The sequence below is a fragment of the Streptomyces sp. NPDC057543 genome, from assembly GCF_042801895.1.
Lineage (GTDB): Bacteria > Actinomycetota > Actinomycetes > Streptomycetales > Streptomycetaceae > Streptomyces.
The window spans coordinates 1-3,339 of record NZ_JBHVFF010000496.1; the positions used below are offsets into that span (position 1 = coordinate 1).

Genomic DNA, 3,339 nt, shown 5'->3' on the forward strand with positions numbered 1-3,339 from the left:
CAGGCACCACGACGTCGGCAAGACGGTCAAACGCGCCGAGTCGATCAAGGAACATCAAGCTCACCGACGTTAAACGTCAAGCTGAGAAGCCGTATCTCAACCGAACGTGATCGCTTGATTTCTGCTGGTCAGACATGGTCTAGCTCGGAATGAGGGAGGCATGCGGCGTCTTGTTTCGGCTCCGTGATCGAGGGGTGCGCGATGGCGTCAGCGCTGGGAATGCTGGAGGAGCGGGAGACAGCGGCCCGGGTGCCTGTGGAAGGGCAGCGGGAGGAAGTCGCGCGGCTGACAGGGGTGTTGGAAGCTGCGGAGATCGAGCTCGACCGGCGGGCGATCGCGTGGGAGGAGCTGGTCGAGGCCCTGGCGGCCTCGGCTGCCGAGACCACCGCCGTGACCGAGGCGAAGACGGAAACCGTGTCCTCGCCCGCGCCGGTGCCGGGCTCGATTCGATCGTGCCACCTTGGCGCGAAGGACTGCCGGTGACAGTGCTGGCGCTGGACTACCAGCGGATTCTGGGCGTGCTCGAAGAGCGGCAACCCGCGGGCCAAGGGCCGCTGAAGGCCAGGGAGATCACGGTTCAGCTGGGCTTGGAGGCAACGTCTGCGAAGGTCGAGGGGGTGCGCTCGAAGGCCCGGCGTCTGGCGGAGCACGGGTGGCTCCTGCAGGAGACGTCGGGGGCGTTCAGCGTCGGCCGGCGGCCCGTGGCCGTGCCGGACGCCGGCCCACCGCGTGACCATCGACCACCGGATCAATGCCTCGCTGTCGGCCGGCAACGTCTCGTAGTCCCGGGCGAGTCGGCGCCAATACACCGCGACGAGCAGCACCCGGTCCTCGAAGGGCAGGCTCCACGGCCGGCCCCGGCGTACTTCGTCGGCGCCCTCACGGCGCAGTGCGGCCACCGACTTGCCAAAGCAGCGAGAGCTCAGCCCGGTGAATGGGCCTATCCAGGAAGGCTCCGACGCCGTGATCACACCAGCCACGCGTTGATCATCCCACCGAGGTAAGGACCGACAGGCGCGTTGTCCATCGAGCTGTTGACGCCGTCAGTACCCGTTCGAAGTCCCAGCAGCTGAGTCACTGGGCTTCTACGCTGGCATGGGGTCCGAGGAAGCCGGTTCGGAGACGCGGAGCACGAGCTTGGTTCCGCCGGTGAGGCCCCTCGATGACCGGTCGAAGGCACCGGGGCCCTCATCAAGGGGAAGTACCTCCGTGGGCAGGTCGAGTACGCCGTCGCGGAGCTGGCCGGCGAGGACAGCGAGAGCCTCTGCGTCCGGACGGACGTAGAGATCGGCCGAAGCGAGTTCAGCGCTTGCGGCCGGGGCGTCCGAGGTGATGGAGCACAGCCGGCCACCCGGGCGGACAAGTTCCCCGGCGGTGGCGGCCGTTCCGGGGGCTGCGGCGAGCGCCGCGTCGAAGACGCGCCCGACCTCGCGCGGCCAGGCGGAGCGGCGGTAGTCGATGACGCCTGTCGCGCCCAGGCGGCGCAGCCGGTCAAAGGAGCGGGGGGACGCCGTCGCCGTCACATGGACTCCGGCCGCGACCGCGAGTTGCAGGACGAGGGCCCCGGTCACTCCCGCTCCGTTCGTCACCAGCAGGTGCATGCCGCTGGACAGGTTCAGCCAGTCCAGAGCCTGACAGGCGGTCAGGCCGTTGACGGGGAGGGCCGCTGCCCGCGCCGGGTCCAGACCTTCGGGCAGAGGTGCCGCGTCCGCGGCTCGCAGCAGCACCTGCTCGGCCCACAAGCCGCTGTGCCCGGGCAGCGGAGCACTGTGGGTAAGCACCAGGTCACCCACGGCAGGGGCCGTGACATCCGGCCCCATGGCGACGACACGACCTGCGCCCTCCACCCCGAGGGCCGCGGGAAAGCGCAGGCCCACGTCCCATCTACCGGAGGCAAGCAGCCGGTCCCAGGGGCCGACCCCGGCGGCCAGGACGTCGAGCAAAATCTCGCCCGGTCCGGGTGACTGGGGCCTGGGCAGCCGTAGCGGCTGGAGGGGACCGGACATTTCGGCGACCCCGCAGGCCCGCATCCGTGCATCAGCTGGCTCCGACTGCGGCATGACGCCTCCGGGAGAATGGACTCCACCCGAGTGTGCACTGCCGTGCTGACGCAGCGTCGGTCGCCACGAGCGCATTGGGCGGTGTTTCTCGGATCAGGTTCGGAGCCAGATCATGATCCGAGAAACACCGCCCAATGCTGTCCCGAGCATGCCGGAACCGGCGGTAAGGAGCGGGCAATGCGGGAGAACCGACGTCACGGGCCGCCGGATGCCGATCCTGTCGGCCGGCCGCTTGGAGAGGCGGACGTGGGGCAGATCGAGCAGGGGCTGGAACGTGCGTTGCGCACCCGGCCCGTTCCCTTGAGCACCGAGGCCCGACTGCGGTTTCTGCTGGCGACGCACAGGTATTCCACCCGGAGGGTGGCCGCAGTGCTGGAGGTGTCACAGCGCATCGTGCAGCGGTGGGCGACAAAGAAGCCCGGAGCACGCCGCCCACCGGGTCCGCTGAGGTCCGGACGATCGAGAAAGCGGTCCTGGCGCGGTGGCGGCCCCGCATAGGGGCTCGCCAGCGTGCCCAGGCTGGGGGATGTGCCTGCGGAGAGGATCGGCTGCAGCAGGGTGACCGCTTGGCGGCGGTTGAGGGACTGGGCCGAGCGTGGACGACAGCCCGGCCCGTTTCACGCCCTGTCCGACGCCGTGGAGGCCACCGCACGGACGGCGATGGCCGCGATGTCGTCGCTCAGATGGTCGTGACTGTAGTGGACCAGGTCCCTGTGCAGCCGCTCGAGCAGCCGGGACGGAGAGTCCGCGTCCCACTGTCCCGCGTGCTGGACCAGCGGGAAGAACGCGCCGGTGCGGTCGCGGGTCTCGATGACGCCGTCGGTGTAGAGCAGCAACTGGTCCTCTGCGGCGAAGGAGACGCTGTCGATGCGGTAGTCCTCCCCGACCAGCGCACCCATGTTGATGGGCGGTGAGGGAGCCGTGGGGGTGACCTCGCGGACCGCTCCCGCGCTGAACAGCAACGGAGGGGGGTGTCCCAAGTTGACGATTCCGACGGCCGATCCGTCGTCGGGGATCTCGACGAGCAGGGCCGTGGCGAAGTACTCCATCCGGTCGCCGGGCAGCAGCGCGGTGTAGCGGCCCATGCTCACGTCCAATCGGCGTGCCAGCCGTGCCAGGTCCGGCTCGTCGTACGCGGCTTCCCGGAAGCAGCCGACGATCGCTGAAGCCGTGCCAACTGCGGAGAGGCCCTTGCCGCGCACGTCTCCGATGATCACGCGGACGCCGTGGGCTGTCGCCAGTGCTTCGTAGAAGTCGCCGCCGACGCGGGCCTGGGCCG

3 protein-coding genes and 1 pseudogene are annotated in these 3,339 nt (G+C 69.6%); 1 reads left to right on the forward strand and 3 read right to left on the reverse strand.

Going from position 1 to position 3,339, the window contains the following annotated elements; all coding sequences use genetic code 11:
• The first annotated feature begins 201 nt into the window (after window positions 1-201).
• Window positions 202-483 carry a hypothetical protein gene (locus ACFU8Q_RS40360; RefSeq protein ID WP_384464874.1) on the forward strand — a complete coding sequence of 94 codons (282 nt, stop codon included), beginning with the start codon at window positions 202-204 and terminating at the stop codon, window positions 481-483.
• Between the two features lie 314 nt (window positions 484-797).
• On the opposite strand, the pseudogene ACFU8Q_RS40365 reads toward ACFU8Q_RS40360, so the two are convergent.
• From ACFU8Q_RS40365 to ACFU8Q_RS40375, 3 genes and pseudogenes are all read right to left on the reverse strand, one after another.
• Window positions 798-980 (reverse strand): annotated as a pseudogene (locus ACFU8Q_RS40365) (IS5/IS1182 family transposase); the annotation flags it as partial.
• Window positions 981-1,085: 105 nt separating this feature from the next.
• A complete protein-coding gene (locus tag ACFU8Q_RS40370; RefSeq protein WP_384464869.1) occupies window positions 1,086-2,006 on the reverse strand; it encodes an NADP-dependent oxidoreductase in 921 nt (306 codons plus the stop codon).
• Window positions 2,007-2,677: 671 nt separating this feature from the next.
• Window positions 2,678-3,339: PP2C family protein-serine/threonine phosphatase (locus ACFU8Q_RS40375; RefSeq protein ID WP_384464872.1), on the reverse strand; the 662-nt coding region annotated here is incomplete at its 5' end.

What these genes read in the sequence shown, in the direction of transcription:
- ACFU8Q_RS40360 (WP_384464874.1), top strand. Translation starts at nt 202, where the DNA reads ATGGCGTCAGCGCTGGGAATGCTGGAGGAGCGGGAGACAGCGGCCCGG.
- ACFU8Q_RS40370 (WP_384464869.1), bottom strand. Translation starts at nt 2,006, where the DNA reads ATGTCCGGTCCCCTCCAGCCGCTACGGCTGCCCAGGCCCCAGTCACCC.